Raw genomic sequence first — 19702 nt, forward strand, 5'->3', positions numbered from 1 at the left:
CCGCTGTGGTCAGGTCGGGCTAGGGATTTGCATCAGGCATAAAAAAGGGCACCGCAGCGTGCTGCGATGCCTTAAGTCGTTGGTTGCCGTCCTAGCCGTTAAGAGGCGGGGTTCGACTTTTGCGCTGGTGCACCTTTGGCACCGGGGTTCAGCGGATCGTCCTGACGCTGAACCGAACCTTCAAAATGCGCACCCGATTCGATGGCGATGGTCTTGTGAATGATGTCGCCTTCAACCCGTGCAGTCGACGTCAGGCGGACCTTGAGGCCACGCACACGTCCGACAATGCGGCCATTGATCACAACGTCATCGGCAATCACTTCGCCCTTGATGGTGGCGGTTTCACCAATGGTCAGCAGATGTGCGCGAATGTCACCTTCAACCGTGCCTTCGACCTGAATGTCGCCGGTGGTTTTCATATTGCCCGTGACGTGCAAATCCGCTGAAAGCACAGAGGCTGGCGGTTTCGCTTTGGGCGCGCTGGCCTTGAATTCATTGGGCTTGGGTGCCGAAGGGGCACCAGATGCCGATACATTCGAGGTCGTTGGTTTGTGCGCATCGCCGTCCTTTTGAGGGGCGGGATCGTTGATTTTGCTTTTAGAAAACATCGTTTGCAGCCTTGATATAGATCATGGGGTTAACAGCTTTGCCACCTACACGGACTTCATAGTGGAGGTGGACACCGGTGACCCGTCCAGACGCTCCCATATCACCAATATGCTGTCCGCGCGAGACCCTTTGGCCTACTTTTACGCGAATACGCGATTGATGAGCGTATCTTGTCTCAATGCCAAAGTCGTGTTTGATTTTGACCAGTCGTCCATAACCCGATTGCCATCCTGCGTGGGTGACAACGCCGTCCGCCGTGGCATAAAGCGGGGTGCCGGCGCTGGCCGCGAAATCAACGCCTGAGTGCATGCGCCGACCACCGGTTTTGGGATCGCGGCGAAACCCGAACTGGCTGGTAAAGCGAAACCCGTTTTTCACGGGTTTTGCAAAGGGCGCTTTTTCAGCGGCGATGCGGTAAAGGTTCAGACGGTCCATCTGATCCAGCAACCGGTTGGCACGCAATGTATCAGGGGTAGGCTCTTCGCCGCGCGTGGTAAACGACAGCGGCGTCATCGGGCCACCCTGACCGGAATAGCCGCGTTTCACAGTGGCCAGAATGCTCTCGGTGGGCATGCCTGCATTGCGGAACATTTTATCAAGCGGGGCAACCGAAACGGTCATCGCTTCTTCCAACTGGCGAAAGATCGCGTCGTTCTGGTCGCGCATCAGCGCAATCTCTTGGGTCATTTCATCGGCGTAAAGCAATGCGTCCTGCGCATCGACAATCACCTGATCACGTTCTTTTGCCGTGCGGGCCAATGCCTCAGCCAGAAAATCAATCGGGGCGTTGCTGGCGGCGGTTTGAATGACCCCTGTGCCGCCTTCTTCGAGGTCGCCTTGCAATTCAGCAAGCTGCGTGCGCGCGATTTCACGGTCTTTCATCGTGTCGCGCAACGTCGACTGGATCACGTCAATACCGGTTTCCAGTTCGCGGCGGTGGGTCTCTGATTCCAACAACTCCGACTGCATCACAGAAATCTGTTTCAGGGCGGCATTGAACCTGTTTTGCGCGGCAAGTGCTTCGTCGGCGCGGGTGTCGCGCTGAGCAGACAGGTCATTCAGGCGGGCCTGATAGGTGCGCTGATCCCGTTTGGCCTGCTCGCGGAAATTGCCGGAACCGATGCTGTCCATCAAAATGATGGCCGTCGCCACAATCGCCCATGCCACCAGCAAGGCGGAGCCCGCAAATGCAATCAGCTGGGTGCTGGGGTGTAAACGGATAAAGCGCGTATCATTGTCAGATTTCAGGAACACCCGGCGTTCGGGAAAGTGTCGTTCCAGTATGGAATGGATTTTGATAGCGATCCGTGTGCGCACGTGTGATGTCCTCTTTTTTCGTCCCGAAAAGGCCCACCAAATCCCCCTTTGGTGCGCTCGCTTTCATACGTCATTAGCCAGTGGGTGCCAATCGGGCAACCCTGATGACCAACGGCTTGGCGTCAAACCACCGGAATGGTAGAAATGGGCAAAAATCCGCCTATACCAACGACTTGCCGGATCAGCTTCATCCTTGTTCCGTCAGGGGCCAGTAAAAGTCAGGTGGGATACCCGCCTCGGCGCGCTTTTCTTCGTTAAACGGTGGCTTGAGAGCGCCGTGAAAATATTGCCGGACCAGCGCGTGAAACCGCTCTTTGGGGTCTTCGTCAAACCGCCCGCATAAAAAATGAAACCATTTGCTGCCGTAAGCAACATGGGCAACTTCCTCGGCATAGATCGTCTCAAGCGCGGCGACGGCCCCTTTGTCTTTGGCCTGCTGGAAGATTCTGATCATGCCCGGGGTCACGTCGAGCCCTCGCGCCTCAAGCACCATCGGCACCACGGCAAGGCGTCCCATCAGATCTTCCGCGGTGTCTTCTGCGGCGCGCCACATGCCGGCATGGGCCGGCAATGCACCATAAAAGCTGCCTGCCGATTCAAGGCAATCACACATCAGATTAAAATGTTTGGATTCCTCATCTGCCGCTTTGACCCAATCATCATAGAACCCCATCGGCAGTTTCACATCGCAAAACCGCGCGATGATGTCCCAATGCAGATCGACCGCGTTCAATTCAATATGGGCCACAGCGTGCAACAGTGCGATCCGACCCTCGGGCGTGCCGGGCTTGCGGTGGGGCACGTCGCGGGGGCGTAACAATTCGGGGCGCTCGGGCCTTGCGGGCTGCATCGGGGGGGAGGCGCGGCCCACGTCGGGCGTTTCACCCGCCGCACGCGCGGCTTGCCACTGGGCGGCAAAGCTGCGTGACATTTTGGTCTTTGCGCGGCCATCGCCACAGCGCAAAACGGCTTCGGCCATCTCTGCCAGCGGTTTCACAAAGCGCGCACCGCTTCGAGAACCTCATCAACATGACCAGGCACTTTGACCTTGCGCCAGATGCGCGCGATGGTGCCATCCGCGGCAATCAAATACGTCGCCCGCTCAATGCCCATGGATTTCTTGCCGTACATATTTTTCTCGACCCAGACGCCATAGCTTTCTGTCACGCTGCCGTTCTCGTCTGACAAGAGCGGCACCGTCAGATCATGTTTGGCGGTGAACTTGTCATGCTTGGCCATGGTGTCGCGCGAAATGCCGAAAACCCGGGCACCTGCGGCCTCAAACGCTGCCAGATCTGCCGAAAATCCGATAGCTTCCTTGGTGCATCCGGGCGTGTCATCGCGTGGATAAAAGAACAGAACCACGGCCTTGCCCTTGAGGGCGCTCAGCGTAATGTCGCCGCCACCGGTGGCGGGCAGGGTGAAATCCGGGGCGGGCTGCGAAATCTCTGGCATGGCTCACTTTCTATTCACTTGGAAGGGCAGGTAAGGGCTGTCATACTAGGGCGAAATTGGCAACGGCCAAGCCCCCCTGAATTCCCATGACATGGACATCAATGACCAAAAGCGTCGCCCCACCCACACCAAAGCCGCGCCGCCGTCGATTGCGCCTCGCCGGGGTCTGGTCACTGGCGATGACGATGCTTGTGGTGATCGCCGCAGCGAGCGCGCTCATCTACGTGAAAGAACGCCCCATCACCGCGCCACAATGGGTGCAATCGCGTATTGAGGCGCGGATCGCACAAGAGATGCCGCAAGCCCGCGTGACATTTGGCGAAATGGTCTTTGTCATGGATGAAGGGTGGCGGCCCCGTGCGCTGCTTCGAGATGTTTCCGTGGACACACCCACAGGCACGCAGATCATCGGCTTTAACGAACTCAAAGCATCATTTTCCATGCGCGCCCTGATGCGCGGTGTCGTGCAGCCGCGTGATGTATCGCTGTCCGGGGTCTATGCCGCACTCAGGCGGGGCGAGAACGGGCGCGTTTCCCTGATCGCGGGCACCGCACCATCGGCCCCCCGGCGCGAAGCCGCAACACTGCCACAGCTGATCGGGCAGATGGATCAGGTGTTGGATACGCCTGCGTTGAGCGCGCTGGTCAACATTGAACTGCGCGCCCTGACGCTGCGCTATGAAGACGTCCGGTCCGGTCGGGTCTGGACATTGGATGGCGGGCGGATCGTCGCGACCCGCAAAGGCAAGGCGTTGACCTTGGCTGCGGATCTGGCTGTGCTGAGTGGCGGGGCGGGCGTGGCCACGCTGGCGGCCAATTACACCAGCGATATTGGTGATACGGCAGCCGAATTCGGGGTCAGTTTTGATGGCATTGCAGCCCCGGATATTGCCGCCCAGGGCCCCGCATTCGCATGGCTCGACGTGCTGCGCGCGCCAATTTCGGGCTCCGTGCGCAGTGGTCTGGACGAAAACGGTCGCTTTGCGCCGATCAACGCCACCTTGCAGATCGGGGCCGGGGTAGTGCAGCCGAACGAGCAGACCAAACCGATCCCCTTTGAGGGTGCGCGCAGTTACTTCAGCTATGATCCGGCAGAACAATTGTTGCGGTTCGACTCCCTGTCCGTGCGCAGCCAATGGGTCAGCGGGCAGGCCAGCGGAACCGCCGCCTTGGGGGGTGTGGGGGCGGGCGGACAGCTGACCGATCTGGTCGGGCAATTCACCCTGACAGACCTGACGGCAAATCCGCTGAACCTTTATCCTGAACCTGTGAGCCTCGCCGAGGCAGACATTGATTTCCAAATGAAGCTGAAACCGTTTCGCGTCCAACTGGGTCGGTTGCAAATCTCCGATCAGGGACAGACACTGCTTGTTGATGGCGGGTTGCAGGCCGATCCCAACGGCTGGCGGCTGTCATTGGATGGGCGCATGGACGGGGTGCGACCTGAGCGGCTGTTGGAACTATGGCCAGAGCGGCTCAAGCCCAAGACCCGCACCTGGCTGGTTGAAAACCTGCAATCCGGGGTGCTGAGCAATATTGATCTGGCCTTGCGCCGCAGTCCCGATGCGCCGCCGCAAACCTATCTCGCATTTGATTATCACGATGCCACGGTGCGTTTCATGCGCACCATGCCGCCCGTTACCAAAGGGCGCGGCCACATGAGCCTGAACGATAACCGTCTTGTGGTGACCGTGGATGATGGTCAGGTCATCGCCCCCCAAGGGGGTGCCGTTACCTTGAGCGGATCGTCGTTTATCATGCCTGATGTACGGGTTAAGGATGGGCCGCCGTCCGTTATCCGGCTTTTGACACGCTCAACGCTCACCGCCGCGCTGTCTTTGCTGAACCAAGAACCGATGAAGGTTATGGACAAGGTCAAGCTGCCTGTCGATCTGGCCGATGCACAGGCGGTCCTCGAAGGGACTTTGGCGGTGCCGCTGAGGAAAGGCGGCGACCCCAGAGATGTCAAATTTCATGCGACCGGTGATCTGGTGTCGCTGCGCACTGACACATTGGTCAAAGGGCGCGCGTTGCGGGCCGCACGGCTTAAGGTATCGGTCGACAATGATGGGCTGGTCATCTCTGGCAAAGGGCGCATTGACGGGGTGCCCTTTGACGGCACATGGACGCAGCCGATCGGTGCGGGGGCCAGCAAGAGCGCCTTGCGCGGTGATGTGAGCCTGACCCAGACCACACTTGATGCGTTTGGCATCACCTTGCCGTCGGGCATGTTTTCCGGCGAAGGCAGCGCCCGGATCGCCCTTGATTTTCAGCGGGACACGCCGCCAAAATTTGCTCTTGGGTCGGACCTGCGCGGGATCTCGCTTTCGGTGCCGCAATTGTCATGGGTCAAACCACGCTCAGCATCCGGAAATTTGCAGGTCTCGGGACAATTGGGGACGACACCACAGGTCGATGTGCTGCAAATCGAAGGGGCCGGGCTAAGCGCCAAAGGCTCGGTGCGTCTTGCGGAAGGCGGCTCCTTGGAACGGGTGCGCTTTGACCGTCTGCGCCTTGGTGGATGGCTCGATATCCCGGTCGACCTGATCGGGCAGGGCAAGGGCAACCCGGTTCAGGTGGTGTTGCGCGGTGGCATCCTTGATCTGCGCCGCGCTGAATTTGGCAAACCAAACGCGAATGCGCCACCCGGTCCGCCAATGATTGTCATTCTGGACCGGTTGCAGATTACCGACACCATCGCGCTGACCGGCCTGAACGGGCGCTTTGACACAGCGCGCGGTCTGGACGGGGCGTTTCAGGCGCAACTGAATGGTGGATCACCTGTTGAGGGGCGCGTGAGCCCGCAACAAGGGCGCAGTGCTGTGCGGCTGATCTCTGCCGATGCAGGCGGTGTGCTGCGCGCGGCGGGCTTGCTCAAACAGGTCGTTGGCGGTCAATTGACGCTGTCGTTGTTGCCGGTCGGATCGGGCGGTGCCTTTGACGGGCGGCTGACGATTGGTGATGTGCGCATTAAGGACGCACCGGGCATCGCCGCCTTGCTCAATGCCGTTTCCGTCGTGGGCCTGATCAATGAACTGAATGGCGACGGTATCTATTTTGATGATGTTGAAGCGGATTTCAGGCTGACCCCGAACCGGCTGACCCTGACCAAGGCCAGCGCCGTGGGCGCATCCATGGGGCTGTCGATGGACGGCATCTATGTTTTGGACAGCGGGCAGGTGAACATGCAGGGCGTGATCACGCCTGTCTATCTGCTCAATGGGATCGGGTCGATTTTCACCCGCAAGGGCGAGGGGTTGATCGGGTTCAACTATACCCTCAAAGGTCCGGCCAAAGCGCCAAATGTCTCGGTCAATCCGCTGTCGGCCCTGACGCCCGGCGGTCTTCGGGAAATCTTTCGTGCCCCGGCACCCGAATTGCCCGCCGTTGACGGCGTCACCGGATCAACCTTGCCCGCACCGCCACCCGAACGCGATAAACCAGTTGTCCTGCGCGGCGAGGATCGGTAGGGCGCGGCCATGAAACTGTCTGACTTTGATTTTGACCTGCCCGAAACCTTGATCGCCACCCGCCCCGCTGTGCCGCGTTCCTCGGCGCGCATGCTGGTGGCGCAGGGTGATGATCTGCATGATGGCCATGTGACCGACCTTACCACCTGGTTGCGGGCCGGGGATTTGCTGGTGCTCAACGACACCAAGGTGATCCCCGCGCGCCTGACGGGCCAGCGGGTCCGCGACAGCACCCAAGGACGTGTGCAGGCCAGGATCGAGGTGACTTTGCTGGAGCCGCGCGCAGATGGCACATGGGCCGCGCTGATCAAACCGCTGCGCAAGCTCAAGATCGGGGAAACCGTGGTGTTCAGCGCCGATCTGTCTGCGACACTGGACGGTGTTGCAGACGGGCAGGGCCATCTGCGGTTCAATTGCACAGGTGATGCCTTTGATGTTGCCCTCAATGCCGCAGGGGCCATGCCGCTGCCGCCCTACATCGCCGCCAAGCGGCCTGCCGATGCCCGGGACCTGACCGATTATCAGACCGTCTTTGCCCGCCGTGCGGGGGCCGTCGCCGCCCCGACGGCGTCGCTGCATTTTGACACCGGCCTGCTTGCCGCCCTTGCGGCGAAGGGCGTTAGAGTCACCCATGTCACGCTGCATGTGGGGGCCGGGACATTCCTGCCCGTCAAGGTCGACGACATCAGCCAGCACAAAATGCACAGCGAATGGGGTCAGGTCAGCGCCGCTGCGGCGGCTGACATTGCGGCCACCAAAGCGGCAGGCGGGCGCGTGATCCCAGTGGGGACAACTGCATTGCGCTTGATTGAAACCGCTGCCCGCACAGGCCAGATCGCCGCCTGGGAGGGCGACACGGACATCTTCATCACACCGGGTTTCAAATTTCAGGTCGCGGATGGTTTGATGACCAATTTTCATCTGCCCAAATCCACATTGATGATGCTGGTGTCCGCGCTGATGGGCACGCAAACCGTCAAAAACATCTATGCCCATGCGATTGCAGAACAATATCGGTTTTTTTCCTATGGCGACGCATCGCTGCTTTTTCCCGCCCCCTGAGGCCGCGCCGCAATTAAAGGCGCGCATGTCGTTCTAAGGGATGACTTGGGCCTTCAATAGGTTCAGGGAGGGGTCAAAAGTGACAAAGGATTCGGGCAGATGATTCAGGTTTTGGCCAGCGCGTGGGCGCTCTTGCTTGGCATGGGATTGCTGATGATCGGGAACGGGATGCAGGGCACCTTGCTCGGTATCCGGGGCGGCATTGAAGGGTTCTCGACTTTCGAGATGTCGATCGTGATGTCGTGCTATTTCGTGGGCTTTCTGGGTGGATCACGCATGGCACCCGGCATGATCCGGCGGGTTGGCCACGTGCGCGTCTTTGCAGCACTCGCATCGCTCATTTCAGCGGTGATGATCCTCTATCCTACCTTTCCCAACATCATCATCTGGTCCCTGGGACGCGTGCTGATCGGGTTCTGTTTTTCTGCCGTGTATGTGACAGCGGAAAGCTGGCTCAACAACGCGGCAACCAATGAAAACCGGGGTCAGGCCTTGTCGCTTTACATGATCGTGCAGACGCTGGGCATTGTGCTTGCACAGGCGCTGTTGCTGACCGCGGACCCGTCCGGGTTTGTCCTTTTTGTCATTCCATCGGTGCTGGTCAGCATCGCGGTGACGCCGATTTTGCTGTCGATCAGCCCGACACCTGCCTTTGACACCACCAAACCGATGAGCCTTCGGGAATTGTTGAATTTTTCCCCCTTGGGTTGTGTTGGCATGTTCCTTTTGGGGGGAGTGTTTTCCGCGCAATTCGGGATGGCAGCGGTTTACGGGGCCGAAGCCGGGCTCAGCGTGGCGCAGATTTCGATGTTTGTTGCGATGTTTTTTGTCGGGGCCGTGATCTTGCAATATCCGATCGGCTGGGTGTCTGACCGGATGGACCGCCGCACGCTGATTGTGATCGTTTCACTGGTTGGCGGGGGCGGGTCTGTGCTGGGTATGGTGCTTGGCCATCTGTTCCCGATCCTGCTGGTTTCTGCCTTTGTGGTGGGGGGGATGTCAAACCCGCTCTATTCATTGCTGATTGCCCACACCAATGATTTTCTGGAACATGAAGACATGGCCGCCGCCTCCGGAGGTATGGTATTTATCAATGGCTTAGGGGCCATTCTTGGGCCAATCATCACCGGTTGGCTGATGGGAACAGCCTTGGGACCGGGTGGCTTTTACCTGTTCACAGCCATCTTGTTTTTTGTGCTGGCGGGCTATGCCGCCTACCGCGCGACACAGCGCGCGGCCAAGCCCGTGGACGAGACTGGCAATTATGTGCCGATCTATGCTTCGGCCACGCCGGTAGCAGTTGAATATGCACAGGAATACGCAATAGACGCCAGCCAGGATGCCGACGATGCGGGACATTAGTGCAACTGTGTCGAACCTGTTGCAAAATGTGAGTAGGCAGACAGGTTAAGTAGCTCTTAATCTTTAATAACTTGGAAACCGCACGACAAAGGAGTGCACCCAATGGTAGGCCCTGAAAAGGTATTAGAGTTCTGGTTAGATGAAATAGGCCAAAAAGGGTGGTATGATGCCAGCGATACCCTTGATACTGATATTCGCAATAAGTTTGAGGACACCTGGAATGCAGCCTGCGAAGGCCAGTTTTCGCTCTGGCTGACATATCCATCCGGTGCCTTGGCCTATATCATCCTCACTGATCAGTTTCCACGCAATATGTTCCGCGGCACTGGCAAGGCATTTGCCAGCGACAAGATTGCATTGGCCGCCGCAAAATCGGCCATCGACAAAGGCTGGGACATGCGCATTGACGAACCGGCGCGTCAGTTCTTTTACATGCCGCTGATGCATTCCGAAAATCTGTGCGATCAGGACCGCTGCGTGCGCCTGATGTGCGAACGCATGCCGGTCACCCGCGAAGCCAATCTACTGCACGCCCGCGCGCACCGCGAAGTGATCCGCAAATTTGGACGCTTTCCGTATCGCAACGATGCGCTTGAACGGCCGGGGACAGCCGTTGAACGCGATTATGTGGCCCAGGGTGGTTACGGCATGACAGTGCGCGCGTTGCAGGAAGGCGTTCAGGCAGCGTAGAATTCGCGCCATTCTCGCGGTTGTAGCCCTTGCAAATATAGTTTAACGGTAAACTATATTTGCAATTCTTCTCTGCGAGGTCCCTGATATGGCTGCGAAATCCTTTGATCTTATTGTGATTGGGGCAGGGCCGGGCGGCTATGTTGCAGCGATCCGTGGGGCACAATTGGGCATGAGTGTCGCAATTGTCGAACGCGAGCATCTCGGCGGTATCTGTCTGAACTGGGGCTGCATCCCGACCAAAGCGCTGCTGCGTTCGTCCGAAGTATTTCACCTGATGCACCGCGCCAAGGAATTTGGCCTCAAAGCCGAAGGCATCAGCTATGATCTCGATGCCGTGGTGAAACGCTCGCGCAAGGTGGCGGGGCAATTGTCCGGTGGCATTGGCCATCTGATGAAAAAGAACAAGATCACCGTTGTCATGGGGGCGGCGAAACTGACCGGCAAGGGCAAGGTCAGCGTCAAAACCGACAAAGGTGATGAGGAGTTGATCGCCAAAAACATCGTTCTGGCCACCGGCGCACGTGCGCGCGAACTGCCTGGGCTTGAGGCCGACGGGGAACGCGTCTGGACCTACAAGCACGCCCTGCAGCCACCCCACATGCCGAAAAAGCTGCTGGTCATCGGATCCGGTGCCATCGGCATTGAATTTGCCAGTTTCTACAACACGCTGGGGGCCGAAACGACCGTGGTCGAAGTTATGGATCGCGTGTTGCCGGTCGAAGACGCCGAGATTTCAGCCTTTGCCAAGAAAGCTTTTGAAAAGCAGGGCATGAAGATCATGCAAAAGGCGATGGTCAAGCAGCTTGACCGTGCCAAGGACAAGGTTACCGCGCATATCGAAGTGGGCGGCAAGGTCGAAAAGCAAGAGTTTGACACCGTGATTTCCGCCGTCGGCATCGTCGGCAACGTCGAGGGACTGGGTCTTGAAGAACTGGGCGTGAAAGTTGACCGGACCCATGTTGTGACAGATGAATATTGTCGTACGGGTGTGGACGGGCTTTATGCCATTGGCGACATCGCAGGTGCACCATGGTTGGCGCACAAGGCGTCCCACGAGGGCGTCATGGTCGCAGAATTGATGGCGGGCAAACATCCGCATCCTGTCAAACCCGAAAGCATCGCGGGCTGCACCTATTGCCATCCGCAGGTCGCAAGCGTTGGATATTCCGAGGCGAAGGCCAAGGAACTGGGATATGAAATCAAAGTCGGCCGCTTCCCCTTTATCGGCAACGGCAAGGCGATTGCTCTGGGCGAAGAGGGCGGCATGATCAAAACCGTCTTTGACGCCAAAACCGGAGAGCTTTTGGGCGCGCATATGGTTGGGGCCGAAGTGACCGAACTGATTCAGGGCTATGTGGTGGGCCGACAGTTGGAAACCACCGAAGAAGACCTGATGAACACGGTCTTCCCGCACCCAACGCTGAGCGAGATGATGCACGAGGCGGTGTTGGATGCCTATGGGCGTGTCATCCACATGTAGGTGTCTGGCGTTCGGCTGGGTAACTTGACCTGAGCCGCACCTTCACTTGCGGCAGGAGAAAGCCATGTCTGATCCGTTTCAAAACGTCGACGCGCGCGGCGCTGAATTCATCAAAACCGTAGGTGATGCGCTTGAGACCCGTGCGGCTGAACCCAAGATGCAGGAAATCGTCGACAGCTATCTGGCTGAACTGACCTATCCTGATGGTGGCCTGCACATCGAAATCGGCGCGGGCAGCGGGGCAATCGCCCGCAAACTGGCCGCCCATGCGCACAACGGCAAAGTTGTTGCCAGTGACATGTCACCGGGCCTGATCGCCTATGCCAAGGCCCACAAAGACAATCCCGAAAACCTGCACTTTGAAGTCAGCGACGGGGGGAGATTGCCGCACGCGGACGCCAGCGTTGAAAATGTTGTGATGCACACGGTGTTGTCGCATGTGCCTGATCCATCGGTCTTGCTGACCGAGGCGGCGCGTGTCCTGAAACCGGGCGGGGCGCTGGTCGTCTGTGACGCCGATTTTGCCAAGGCCAGCATTGGCAACGCCTTTGCGGACCCATTAGGGGCCTGCGCGCAGTATTTCGCGGAACACTTCGTGACCGACAAGTTCCTGGTTGGAAAGCTGCGTGATCTGATCGCGCAAAGCGGCCTCGACCTCGCTTCCTTTCGGGTTGCAACCCGGATCATCACCGAAGGGCAGGGCGGCATGACCTTTGTGGGCATGGGCGGCAAGATGATGGTGGAACAGGGCCTGATTGGGCAAGAGCTGGCCGATGCGTTGATTGCGGAATATGACCGTCGGATCGAAAACGGATCGCTTTATGGATTTGTCCCTTTTGCCATCGCGATTGCGCATCGGGTTTGATAAACGCAGGCGACAATCGCTGGTTGCGCACAGACTTGGGCGCAGTACCAAACCCTTAGGAAGTCACGCCAAATGGTCAGCATCAACCGTGTCGTCATGCAACCGGCCAGCCGCCGGATGATCCAGGCGCTTGGACCACAAAAGCTTGAGGTCGCAGAGGTGTCTGGCAAATGGGGCGAAATGTTCAACTTCAAGAGTTATGAACAATTTCGCTATCCCAAATATGACATCTGTGAGGGGCCGTTCAAAGATGCCGAAACGGGTGAGGAACGGCGCTTTGATCTGATCCTTGCCAATCAGGTCTGGGAACATCTGGACCGGCCCTATGCCGCCACCCGTAACATCCATAAAATGCTGCGCAAGGGCGGGTTCTTCTGGGTGGCCGTGCCGTTTTTCGTGCCGTTCCACGCCGCCCCGCAGGACAATTCACGCTGGTCCGCGCGCGGCCTCAAAAACCTGCTGATCGAGGGCGGCTTTGATGCGGATGCAATCCATTCCGAGCAATGGGGCAACCGCCATGTCGCCCTGCGCAATATGGAAGAAGAATGGCCGCCCGTCTACGACCCCGAAACCGATGATATCAAGAACGATCCGATGATGCCGATCTGTTCCTGGGCCTTGGCCCAGAAGACGTAATGCGAAGCTGAGTGACTGATAAAACCCCCTTTCCCTTGATCTTTGCCCTTTGGGGTGCCGGCCTTGGTGCGGCTGCACAATATGGCAAGGTCAGCGTGATCTTTGACATGCTGCCCGACGCCTATCCCGGCGCGGGCGCTGCCATTGGCTTCATCGTGTCGCTGGTTGGTTTTGTCGGCATCCTGTTCGGCGTTGTCGCCGGATTGGTCGTCGCGCGCATCCGTTATCGACGCGCCTTGCTGGCGGCGTTGTGGGCCGGGGCAGCCGTTTCAATGGTGCAGGCGTTCCTGCCACCGCTGCCCTGGATGTTGCTCAGCAGGATCATTGAGGGCGCATCGCACCTTGCCATCGTGGTTGCCGCACCGACCCTCATCGCCCAACTCAGCGCGCCCAAGGACCGGGGACTGACCCTGACGCTCTGGGGCACCTTCTTTGGCGTGGCCTTTGCCGTATTGGCGTGGCTTGGACGTCCCTTGGCGCTGTCACTGGGCCTGCCTGCGCTTTTTGCGGCACATGGGGTCTATATGGCGGGGTTTGCGCTGTATCTTTCTGCACGCCTTCGCGCCCTGCCGGACGAGGGGACACAGCCGCCATTCTCGCTGGTCCAGACCCTGCGCGACCATGTCACCATTTACCGGTCCCCCCGCATTCCTGCGGCAGCGGCGGGATGGTTGTTTTATACCTTCAGTTTCGTGTCGATCCTGACCGTCTTGCCCCCCTATCTGGACGCAGAGGTGCGCACCCTGATCATGGGGGCGATGCCGCTGACCAGCATTGCGGTCTCCATGACCTTTGGCGTGGCGCTTTTGCGGGTCATCTCGCCGGTGCGTGTTGTCGAAGTGGGGTTTGCCCTGTCGGCGCTTTGCATGGTCTGGCTGTGGCTTAGCCCCGGTGCACCTTTGGCCTGTCTCGCGTTGGCCGGGGCGATGGGATTGATCCAGGGGGCCAGCTTTGCCGCGGTGCCATACCTGAATGAAACACCCGCAACCCAGGCACAGGCCAATGGTGCGATGGCCCAGATGGGCAACATCGGCAATACCATCGGCACACCGATTATGGCCGCCGCCTTGGCTGGCATGGGCTATGCCGCGCTGCCATTGCTGGCGGGCATGGCCTTTGTTGGTGGTCTGGCGATCCATCTATCCTTGGGTGTTCTGCGCAAGAAGTGAGTTCGTTCCACTTTCGTTCTCATTTTTTGATTGGAGAATCCCGCCACACCACCTATGTACAGATCGTTAACGGGGGCATGTGATGGCTGAGCTGAAAAATATCGAAGTGCGCGGCGCGCGCGAACACAATCTCAAGAACATAGATGTGGATATCCCCCGCGACCAACTGGTTGTTATCACGGGTCTTTCCGGGTCTGGAAAATCGTCGCTGGCCTTTGACACGATCTATGCCGAAGGGCAGCGGCGCTATGTCGAATCGCTTTCCGCGTATGCGCGTCAGTTCCTTGATATGATGCAAAAACCCGATGTGGATCACATCAGCGGCCTCAGCCCGGCCATTTCCATCGAACAGAAAACCACGTCAAAAAATCCACGGTCCACAGTCGGGACGGTGACGGAAATCTACGACTACATGCGTTTGCTGTTCGCCCGTGTCGGCACGCCCTATAGCCCGGCCACCGGCAAACCCATCGAAGCCCAGCAGGTTCAGGACATGGTGGACCGCATCATGCAGATGGAGGAGGGCACACGCGCCTATTTGCTGGCCCCCATCGTACGTGACCGAAAAGGTGAATACCGCAAGGAATTCATGGAGTTGCGCAAGACCGGCTTTCAACGGGTCAAGGTGAACGGTGAGTTCTATGAACTGGACGAGCCGCCAACACTCGACAAGAAGTTTCGCCATGACATTGATGTGGTGGTCGACCGGATTGTGGTGCGCGAAGGGCTGGAAACGCGTCTTGCGGACAGCTTGCGCACCGCGCTTGACCTTGCCGACGGAATCGCAATTCTGGAAACGGCCCCGTCCGAAGGCGACCCGGACCGCTATACCTTTTCCGAAAAGTTTGCCTGCCCGGTCAGCGGTTTTACCATCCCGGAAATCGAACCGCGCCTGTTTTCGTTCAATGCGCCGTTTGGGGCCTGTCCAGAATGCGACGGTTTGGGGGTCGAACTGTTCTTTGACGAACGCCTGGTGGTGCCGGATCAGAACTTGAAAATCTATGACGGCGCACTGGCACCCTGGCGCAAGGGCAAGTCGCCCTATTTTCTGCAGACCATCGAAGCGATTGCAAAACACTATGGTTTCAAGCAATCCGCCAAGTGGAAGGACCTGCCGGAAAACGTACAGCAGGTTTTCCTTTATGGATCCGGTAAGGAAGAGATCAAGTTTCGCTATGACGAAGGCGGGCGTGTTTACGAAGTGACGCGCGTGTTCGAAGGCGTGATCCCCAACATGGAACGCCGGTACCGCGAGACCGACAGCAATTGGATACGCGAAGAATTTGAGCGTTATCAGAACAACCGCTCCTGCGGCACCTGCAACGGCTACCGCCTGCGTGCTGAAGCTTTGGCGGTCAAGATTGGGCCTGCTGATGGTGGGCCGGAAAAACTGCTCCATGCGGGGCAGGTGGTTCAGATGTCGATCCGCGAGGCATTTGAGTGGTGCCAGACCGTACCGGAACATCTGACGGTCCAGAAAAACGAGATTGCCAAGGCGATTCTGAAGGAAATCCGCGAGCGTCTCGGTTTCCTGAATAACGTTGGGTTGGAATACCTTACGCTGGCCCGTTCAAGTGGCACGTTAAGTGGCGGCGAGAGCCAGCGCATCCGTCTGGCCAGCCAGATCGGCTCTGGTCTTACCGGTGTTCTTTATGTGCTTGATGAACCGTCCATCGGGCTGCACCAGCGCGACAATGACCGGCTGTTGCTGACCCTCAAGAACCTGCGCGATCAGGGCAACACGGTGATCGTGGTGGAACATGACGAAGAAGCCATTCGCGAGGCGGACTATGTGTTCGATATCGGCCCCGGTGCGGGTGTGCATGGTGGCCGTGTGGTCAGCCACGGCACCCCTGATCATGTGGCGAACGACCCCAATTCGATCACCGGACAATATCTGACCGGCGTGCGCGAAATTCCCGTGCCCGCAGCGCGGCGCAAGGGGAACAAGAAGAAACTGCAGGTGGTCAAAGCCACCGGCAACAACCTGCAAAACGTCACGGCGGATTTCCCGCTGGCCAAGTTTGTCTGTGTCACGGGCGTTTCAGGCGGCGGCAAATCCACCCTGACCATTGAAACGCTGTTCAAAACCGCGTCGATGAACCTCAATGGCGCGCGTCAGACGCCAGCCCCTTGTGAGACCATCAAAGGCCTTGAACACCTCGACAAGGTCATCGACATCGACCAACGCCCCATTGGCCGCACACCGCGCTCAAATCCAGCGACCTACACCGGTGCCTTTACGCCGATCCGCGACTGGTTTGCTGGACTGCCCGAGGCCAAGGCGCGCGGCTACAAGCCGGGACGGTTCAGTTTCAACGTCAAGGGCGGGCGGTGCGAGGCCTGTCAGGGCGACGGCGTGATCAAGATCGAAATGCATTTCTTGCCGGACGTTTATGTGGAATGTGAAACCTGCAAGGGCGCGCGTTATAACCGCGAAACGCTTGAGATCAAATTCAAGGGCAAAAGCATCGCAGACGTGCTGAACATGACTGTTGAAGATGCGCAAACCTTCTTTCAGGCGGTTCCGTCAATCCGCGAAAAGATGGATGCACTGATGCGGGTTGGCCTTGGCTATATCAAGGTCGGTCAACAGGCGACCACGCTTTCGGGCGGGGAGGCGCAGCGCGTGAAGCTGAGCAAAGAGCTGAGCAAGCGGTCCACCGGTCGCACCCTCTATATTCTGGATGAACCGACGACGGGTCTGCATTTTGAAGATGTGCGAAAGCTGCTGGAAGTGCTGCATGAACTGGTGGATCAGGGCAATTCGGTGATCGTCATTGAACACAACCTGGATGTGATCAAAACAGCCGACCATATCATCGATATTGGCCCGGAGGGCGGCGATGGTGGTGGCCTCATCGTGGCCACAGGAACCCCCGAAGAGGTGGCCGAGGTCGCGGAAAGCTACACTGGCAAATACCTCAAACCCATGCTGGAAAAACGGACGAAAGTGGCGGCGGAATAGTCCGCCGCCGGCCTTTTCAACGTTTCGTGCCGCAGGTGTTCATGCCCAGCAAGCTGTACAAGGGACACGTCCCCAAAACACCGGTGGCCAATGGGACGATCCCGATCAGAAGCAGCCAGCGATAAGGGGCGTCGGGCATCATAAAGAACGCGACCAACAAGGCGATCCCGACGAGGACCCGCACGGTCTTGTCGAAAACCCCTACATTTTTTGAAAACATGTCACCATCTCCTTGGTTTGATGTTCAAAGAGTCGCATGTTTTTGGTCAGATTGTGTTGATCTGAATCAACATGACTTTATTTTCCGGGTGCGTTGAGAGCTAGATCACACAGGCGGGCAAAACCTTTCGCGTCAAGTGTGTCAAAGCAACCGCTGAGCTTTTCCAATTCATCTGCGCGACTGCTGCCCAACACCGGGTCTGCAAACAGATGAAATTTTTCAGATATCTCGGCATCAGACAAGGGCAGGTCGGTGTCGCCGCGTGGCGTGCGCGGCTCAGACGTGACAGAACGCCCGTCTTTCAGTGTCATCGTCACCTGCGCCCATCGTTTACCGACGGAAATTGCACTGAAATGGGGATCATCCACCAATCGGGTCGCCTGTGAGATGCGCAGGATGTCGGGGTCATGCAACGTGGCTTCGGCCAGTTCCGGCACCCCAACCTGTCCGCGCACGATCATCGCCGCCACGGGAAACGCGATGGAATAGGCAAATTCATCAGGTGTTGCGGGGGTATGGCCCGCCAACCTTGTGGCGTTGTGGAACGTTTTAATCTCGACGGCGGCGATCTGATCGTGGGTCAGCGCATGATCTCGCATCAATGCAGCGGCGGCATCAAGGCTTGGATGTGCCCACCTGCAACAGGGGTAGGGCTTGTAATGGGTGTCCTCGACCAGCCGCCAGCGCTCGCCAAGGTCCGCCCAAAATTTCGGCGCGTCCTCGCAGGTCAGCGCCGGTGCACCGGTAAATCCTTCGCGGGCCAGATAGGCGGCGGTCAGACCCGATGGCGCACCCCAGCCAACCCCGTCGCGCAGCATCGTCGGGTGATCAATGCAGCGCATCATCTGGCTGCGCGGGCCATGATATTCGCCGATGCCTGCCGCATGTCTGATTTGATCGGCGCTGCACCCCAGGGCGCGGGCACAGGCGACAGCGACCCCCACGGCAGTCCATGCACCAGAGGTGTGGTAATCTGCACAGGTGGCATGCTGAGCCAGACCCGCGCGATAGCTGACCTCGTAGGCCACTGCCAGCAATGCGGCGAAATCTGCACCCGTCATTGTCCCTTCTGCCGCATCTGCCATGGCCAGAAGGGCAGGAAACACCGCTGATCCGGCATGGCCCTTGCAGGGGGATGTCCCATCATGCGCATCGACGGCGTCAACGGTGAATGCCCCCGCCATCGCGGCACCTGCGGGGCTGACGGTCTGACCGTTCATCACGATCCGCGCACCACCCGCAGCCCCGGCACCAAAAAGCGCCACAGCACCGCGCCGGGCAATATCGGCCATTGCGGTTGTCGACCCCACTGCGGCCACGCCCATCGTGTCCGTGAACGATCGGCGCAAGACGCGCAGCACATCATCCGGCAGATCGGCAAGGGTCAGATCGGCAGCAAATTTATGAAAGGGCAGGGGCATGACAGATTTCCAGTGGGGCGCATTCATCCCCACCTTACGTCACCTCATGCGCCTGAATTGCCTGTTTGCGACGCTCAGCTGTTGCGCCCGCGCTTTTCAAAACGCGGCAACATGGCGGAAAAGTCCATTCCTTTGCCATCCTCATTCTCGACAAACTGGGCATAAAGCGCGCGGGCCAGTTCACCCATTGGCGTATCCGCATCAGCCATCTCAGCGGCCTGTTGCGACAGCCCCAGATCCTTGAGCATCAATTCCGCGGCAAAGCCCGGTTTATAGTCATTGTCGCTGGGCGCATTTGGCCCGACACCGGGGGCCGGACAATAGGCATTCATTGACCACGAATAGCCTGACGAGGTGCTGACCACATCAAACATCTTTTGGCGATCAAGCCCCAGCTTATCAGCCAGCGCAAACGCCTCGCAGGTGGCGATCATTGTCACCCCCAAAATCATGTTATTGCAGATTTTCGCGGCCTGACCCGCACCAGCATCACCACAATGCACGGCCTTTTGACCCATGATATCAAAAAGCGGTGCCGCCTTGGCAAACGCCGCCTCGGACCCGCCGGCCATGAACGTCAACGTACCCGCAGACGCCCCGCCAATGCCACCCGAGACCGGCGCATCCACGGCCAATACCCCGGCCTTCTCTGCGGCCTCAGATGTGTTGCGGGCACTTTCCACATCGACGGTCGAGCAATCAATAAACAACGATCCCTCGGCCATATGTTCAATCGCCTGCGCCGCCACCTGTCGCAAGATAGATCCGTTGGGCAGCATGGTGATGACCACATCGGCGCCCTTGGCCGCACCAGCAATGTCTGGCGCAACCTCTACCCCGGCGGCAGTGGTGCCAGCCACATCAAATCCGCGCACCTTGTGCCCGGCCTTTGCCAGATTGGCGGCCATCGGCGCGCCCATGTTGCCCAGTCCGATAAAGCCAATTGTCAGCGGTTGCATACCTCTATCCTCCAAT

Annotated in this window: 16 protein-coding genes; 9 read left to right on the forward strand and 7 right to left on the reverse strand. The window is 58.6% G+C overall.

All coding sequences use genetic code 11. The features are described 5' to 3' along the window. Nucleotides 1-98: 98 nt before the first annotated feature. From C1J02_RS09685 to C1J02_RS09700, 4 genes are all read right to left on the reverse strand, one after another. Nucleotides 99-608, reverse strand: a complete 510-nt coding sequence (locus tag C1J02_RS09685) for a polymer-forming cytoskeletal protein (RefSeq protein ID WP_114878391.1) — start codon at nt 606-608, stop codon at nt 99-101. Beyond that, the gene (locus tag C1J02_RS09690; protein ID WP_114878392.1) at nt 598-1926 is read right to left on the reverse strand and encodes a M23 family metallopeptidase; all 1329 of its coding nucleotides are present in this window, start codon (nt 1924-1926) and stop codon (nt 598-600) included. Before C1J02_RS09690 ends, C1J02_RS09685 begins: the two co-directional genes overlap by 11 nt. Nucleotides 1927-2113: 187 nt before the next feature. Further along, nucleotides 2114-2923, reverse strand: a complete 810-nt coding sequence (locus tag C1J02_RS09695) for a ferritin-like domain-containing protein (RefSeq protein ID WP_114878393.1) — start codon at nt 2921-2923, stop codon at nt 2114-2116. After that, complete coding sequence (locus C1J02_RS09700) at nt 2920-3381, reverse strand: peroxiredoxin (RefSeq protein WP_114878394.1); 462 nt, start codon at nt 3379-3381, stop codon at nt 2920-2922. Before C1J02_RS09700 ends, C1J02_RS09695 begins: the two co-directional genes overlap by 4 nt. Nucleotides 3382-3482: 101 nt before the next feature. Between C1J02_RS09700 and C1J02_RS09705 the strand changes: the two genes are divergently transcribed. The 9 genes from C1J02_RS09705 to uvrA all read left to right on the forward strand — a co-directional run bounded on the left by C1J02_RS09705 (nt 3483) and on the right by uvrA (nt 17086). Then, nucleotides 3483-6851, forward strand: coding sequence for an AsmA-like C-terminal region-containing protein (locus C1J02_RS09705; protein ID WP_114880492.1), 3369 nt, complete (start codon nt 3483-3485; stop codon nt 6849-6851). Between the two features lie 9 nt (nt 6852-6860). Then, complete coding sequence (queA, locus tag C1J02_RS09710) at nt 6861-7913, forward strand: tRNA preQ1(34) S-adenosylmethionine ribosyltransferase-isomerase QueA (RefSeq protein WP_114878395.1); 1053 nt, start codon at nt 6861-6863, stop codon at nt 7911-7913. Nucleotides 7914-8012: 99 nt separating this feature from the next. Continuing rightward, a complete protein-coding gene (locus C1J02_RS09715; RefSeq protein ID WP_114878396.1) occupies nt 8013-9275 on the forward strand; it encodes an MFS transporter in 1263 nt (420 codons plus the stop codon). A 102-nt stretch (nt 9276-9377) separates the two neighbouring features. Beyond that, entirely contained in the window at nt 9378-9965 is a 588-nt protein-coding gene (locus C1J02_RS09720; protein ID WP_114878397.1) for a DUF924 family protein, read from the forward strand. Nucleotides 9966-10053: 88 nt separating this feature from the next. Further along, nucleotides 10054-11448: a dihydrolipoyl dehydrogenase gene (gene lpdA / locus C1J02_RS09725; RefSeq protein ID WP_114878398.1), complete on the forward strand. Its 1395-nt coding sequence runs from the start codon at nt 10054-10056 to the stop codon at nt 11446-11448. Between the two features lie 64 nt (nt 11449-11512). Next, nucleotides 11513-12313 carry a methyltransferase domain-containing protein gene (locus C1J02_RS09730; protein WP_114878399.1) on the forward strand — a complete coding sequence of 267 codons (801 nt, stop codon included), beginning with the start codon at nt 11513-11515 and terminating at the stop codon, nt 12311-12313. 72 nt (nt 12314-12385) lie between these two features. Further along, on the forward strand, nt 12386-12949 hold the full coding sequence (locus tag C1J02_RS09735; RefSeq protein WP_114878400.1) for a methyltransferase domain-containing protein: 564 nt from the start codon (nt 12386-12388) through the stop codon (nt 12947-12949). 11 nt (nt 12950-12960) lie between these two features. Beyond that, the gene (locus C1J02_RS09740) at nt 12961-14118 is read left to right on the forward strand and encodes an MFS transporter (protein ID WP_114878401.1); all 1158 of its coding nucleotides are present in this window, start codon (nt 12961-12963) and stop codon (nt 14116-14118) included. An 82-nt stretch (nt 14119-14200) separates the two neighbouring features. Further along, nucleotides 14201-17086, forward strand: coding sequence for an excinuclease ABC subunit UvrA (gene uvrA / locus C1J02_RS09745; protein ID WP_114878402.1), 2886 nt, complete (start codon nt 14201-14203; stop codon nt 17084-17086). 16 nt (nt 17087-17102) lie between these two features. Here uvrA and C1J02_RS09750 read toward each other — a convergent pair whose 3' ends face one another. The 3 genes from C1J02_RS09750 to mmsB all read right to left on the reverse strand — a co-directional run bounded on the left by C1J02_RS09750 (nt 17103) and on the right by mmsB (nt 19686). Continuing rightward, a complete protein-coding gene (locus tag C1J02_RS09750; protein ID WP_114878403.1) occupies nt 17103-17306 on the reverse strand; it encodes a DUF2892 domain-containing protein in 204 nt (67 codons plus the stop codon). 77 nt (nt 17307-17383) lie between these two features. Continuing rightward, a complete protein-coding gene (locus C1J02_RS09755) occupies nt 17384-18727 on the reverse strand; it encodes an MmgE/PrpD family protein (protein WP_114880493.1) in 1344 nt (447 codons plus the stop codon). A gap of 74 nt (nt 18728-18801) precedes the next feature. Continuing rightward, a complete protein-coding gene (gene mmsB / locus C1J02_RS21290; RefSeq protein ID WP_368073783.1) occupies nt 18802-19686 on the reverse strand; it encodes a 3-hydroxyisobutyrate dehydrogenase in 885 nt (294 codons plus the stop codon). Nucleotides 19687-19702: the final 16 nt, after the last annotated feature.

Source organism: Sulfitobacter sp. SK011, from assembly GCF_003352065.1.
Taxonomy (GTDB): Bacteria; Pseudomonadota; Alphaproteobacteria; order Rhodobacterales; family Rhodobacteraceae; genus Sulfitobacter.

Bases quoted from the DNA above. Each gene is read 5' to 3' on its own strand.
- uvrA (WP_114878402.1), top strand. From the start codon at position 14,201: ATGGCTGAGCTGAAAAATATCGAAGTGCGCGGCGCGCGCGAACACAAT.
- C1J02_RS09700 (WP_114878394.1), bottom strand. From the start codon at position 3,381: ATGCCAGAGATTTCGCAGCCCGCCCCGGATTTCACCCTGCCCGCCACC.
- C1J02_RS09735 (WP_114878400.1), top strand. From the start codon at position 12,386: ATGGTCAGCATCAACCGTGTCGTCATGCAACCGGCCAGCCGCCGGATG.
- lpdA (WP_114878398.1), top strand. From the start codon at position 10,054: ATGGCTGCGAAATCCTTTGATCTTATTGTGATTGGGGCAGGGCCGGGC.
- C1J02_RS09730 (WP_114878399.1), top strand. From the start codon at position 11,513: ATGTCTGATCCGTTTCAAAACGTCGACGCGCGCGGCGCTGAATTCATC.
- C1J02_RS09705 (WP_114880492.1), top strand. From the start codon at position 3,483: ATGACCAAAAGCGTCGCCCCACCCACACCAAAGCCGCGCCGCCGTCGA.
- C1J02_RS09720 (WP_114878397.1), top strand. From the start codon at position 9,378: ATGGTAGGCCCTGAAAAGGTATTAGAGTTCTGGTTAGATGAAATAGGC.
- queA (WP_114878395.1), top strand. From the start codon at position 6,861: ATGAAACTGTCTGACTTTGATTTTGACCTGCCCGAAACCTTGATCGCC.
- mmsB (WP_368073783.1), bottom strand. From the start codon at position 19,686: ATGCAACCGCTGACAATTGGCTTTATCGGACTGGGCAACATGGGCGCG.
- C1J02_RS09685 (WP_114878391.1), bottom strand. From the start codon at position 608: ATGTTTTCTAAAAGCAAAATCAACGATCCCGCCCCTCAAAAGGACGGC.
- C1J02_RS09755 (WP_114880493.1), bottom strand. From the start codon at position 18,727: ATGCCCCTGCCCTTTCATAAATTTGCTGCCGATCTGACCCTTGCCGAT.
- C1J02_RS09715 (WP_114878396.1), top strand. From the start codon at position 8,013: ATGATTCAGGTTTTGGCCAGCGCGTGGGCGCTCTTGCTTGGCATGGGA.
- C1J02_RS09750 (WP_114878403.1), bottom strand. From the start codon at position 17,306: ATGTTTTCAAAAAATGTAGGGGTTTTCGACAAGACCGTGCGGGTCCTC.